Genomic DNA, 2,975 nt, shown 5'->3' with positions numbered 1-2,975 from the left:
GACATCATTACTGATTTCCGCAAGGGTGAGGATTTAATTGGCTTGGCTCCCGGTTTGAGTTTCAATCAACTCAGCATTACGTCTAGCAACAATCAAACTTTGATTAGCGTGACGGGTAGCAATCAATTGTTGGCGAAGCTTAACGGTGCGCCCGGTAATCTCAGCGCTAGTGATTTCACTCAGGTAACAATCTAACTGTCTCTGGTAGGGTGCGCCATCAGCACCTTACTACTGGACATGGGGTAGGGTGCCATTCGGGCTGAATGTTTTGACGAAACACCAAGGATTTTCTCCCGCTGGGCACCCTACGGTTAGTTAGCTAAATTTTGGATTTTTTGGGAACTTTTTGCGCTCGCGCTTTCCAGGTGAGATTTACCGAGCTGGAGTACAGATTTTCTGGTTCTAGGTAAGAGGAATGTATGGCGCGCTACAGCAATCCTCAGTAATTCGGAACCGCAGCAGCTCTTTTCAGGATTGACATTACATCCTCTGCGGTTAATTGAAATAAAAACAATCGCCACATACCAAAACTTGTATTCGGATGCAGTTTCCGGATTTCAATCATGGAGAAAAACCAAGTTTTATCCTTAATTGGAATCCCCCCGATTTATCGCGGAGGTTTTAATTATGCCGGCTGTTGGCAGCATCAGAGATCCTTCTACTTTCAAGGTGAATCTACCAGCAAATAGTAAACATTGTCATAGGGTATGCGAAATGAACTCAAATTTGGCCAGTATTGATTCACAATCTGTTCTCCGCAATTCTCGTTCTAAATCTATTGTCTTCATTGACTCCGACTTAGATGACTATCAAACTCTTGCGGGCGGCGTGGTTCCCGATGCTGAACTCATCATTTTAGATAAAAATGGCAACGGAGTCGAGCAAATTACTGCGACACTGCAAACAATTGCTGCTGCGGGCGGAACTGTAGACCAAGTTCACATTTTTTCTCACGGGAATTCTGGCAGCTTGCAGCTAGGTTCTGCGACGTTGAATTCGGATAATTTGCCGCAGTATGAAAGCCAGTTGCAAGGGTGGCGCACTGCGCTGAGCGACAAAGCTGATATCATGCTTTACGGTTGCGATGTTGCTGCGGGTGACGGGGCTAATTTTGTCGATCGCCTTTCGGAGTTAACCGGCGCTGATATTGCGGCATCTAGCGATCGCACTGGCCGCGGCGGTAACTGGAATTTGGAGTTTACCAAGGGTGATATTGAAGCACCCAGTGCCTTGACTTCAGACGCAATGGCGGATTACCAAGGGACTTTAGCGACTGTTACCGTTACCAACGCGTTGGATAGCGGGCCCGGTTCCTTGAGAAGTGCGATCGCCTCTGCAGCAGCCGGCGATACCATTCAATTTGCCTCCAGTCTTGCCAATCAAAAAATCACTCTCACGTCCGGTCAACTTGTCATCAACAAAAACTTGACAATTGATGCAATTGGTGCTAGCAATTTAACCATCAGCGGCAACAACTCTTCGCGGGTAATTTTCACCGAAGGTTCAACCAATGTTACTCTAAAAAACCTGATTGTTGCCAACGGCAAAGTGTCGGGAACCGATCCGAATAACGAGGCGACTAGCAGCGGCGGTGGCATTCAAACAGGCGGTAACAGCACTTTAACTTTAGAAAATTGCCAAGTCAACAATAATGTTGCCGGTTTCGGCGGCGGCGTTTACACGGGTTTCCGCAGCACCACAACAGTCATTAACAGCAAGTTTAGTGGCAATGACGGTTCTTTGGCTAGCAATACCGAACGCGGCGGCGGGGCGATCGCCACTAAAAGCGGCGGTTCTCTGACTATCAAAGATAGCGAATTTACCAACAACAAAGGCAGCTACGGCGGAGCTGTGAATAACCTGTTGGGCAGCATGACGATCGAAAACTCTAAATTCACTGGCAACCGCACAGATAAAGGCGTTGGCGGGGCAGTTTACGTCGATGGCGCTAGCGAATTAACTAACGATGCGATCGGTGGCAACATCATTATTCGCAACAGTGTTTTCGACGGCAATATCGGGACAGGAGAAGGAGGTGGAGCCTTTCTGTTTGGTTATTCCCAAGATAAAGTTGCCTTAGAAAATAGCACTTTTATCAACAACAAAGCTGTAAAAAATGCAGCGGGTCAAGGAGGTTCTGGCGGCGGAGTTCGCCACGGTAATGTCGATTTAACCGTGACAAATACCACCTTTGCCAACAACACAGCCGATGATAACGGCGGCGGCTTGTGGTTTGGAGAAGAGGGCAACATCAGCGTTGTTAACAGTACATTTTCCGGCAACACCGCTGCTAAACAGGGTGGAGGAATGGTTGTCGGCAACAAAGATGCCTTTTCGACTAACATCGTCAATTCGACTTTTGCCAAGAATACCGCTGGGGAGTATTCGGGAGGTATTGCGACTTTTGGAAATCAGCCAATTACTGTCAAGAATTCGATTTTTGATAGCAATACGGCTGGTAATCCTTATAAAGTTAAGCAGCAAACCGGGCGGGCATTAACCGACGGGGGAAATAATCTGCAATTTCCCGCTAAACTGACGACGGGCGATCCTAACGACAATAATGTGACGGCAAATGTGACGATCGCCGATCCGAAACTTGGCCCTTTGCAAAATATTAACGGCGCTTTCGTGCTGCCGCTGTTAGCAGGAAGTCCCGCCATTGATACCGGTACTGGTGCGGGCGCGCCAGCTAAGGATCAGCGCGGTGTGACTCGCCCGGCTGATGGTGATGGTAACGGCAGTGCGATCGTCGATATCGGCGCTTTTGAATTCACAACTACAGTCACGCCGACACCGACTCCCACACCAACTCCGACACCAGCGCCGACTCCGACGCCCACACCAGCGCCGACTCCGACGCCCACACCAGCGCCGACTCCGACGCCCACACCCGCACCCACACCAACTCCGACACCAGCGCCGACTCCGACGCCCACACCAGCGCCGACTCCGACGCCCACACCAGCGCCGAC

1 protein-coding gene and 1 pseudogene are annotated in these 2,975 nt (G+C 49.6%); both read left to right on the top strand.

Features of this window, described 5'->3' with window-relative positions:
- Positions 1 to 195, top strand: a pseudogene (locus QUB64_RS32755) (calcium-binding protein); the annotation flags it as partial.
- 519 nt (positions 196 to 714) lie between these two features.
- Positions 715 to 2,975 (top strand): DUF4347 domain-containing protein (locus QUB64_RS32750; RefSeq protein WP_333394357.1); only part of this gene is annotated, 2,261 nt, incomplete at its 3' end.

The sequence above is a fragment of the Microcoleus sp. Aus8_D2 genome, assembly GCF_036702665.1.
In the GTDB taxonomy this organism is placed as follows: domain Bacteria; phylum Cyanobacteriota; class Cyanobacteriia; order Cyanobacteriales; family Microcoleaceae; genus Microcoleus.
This window is presented reverse-complemented; position numbering and strand designations above follow the sequence as displayed.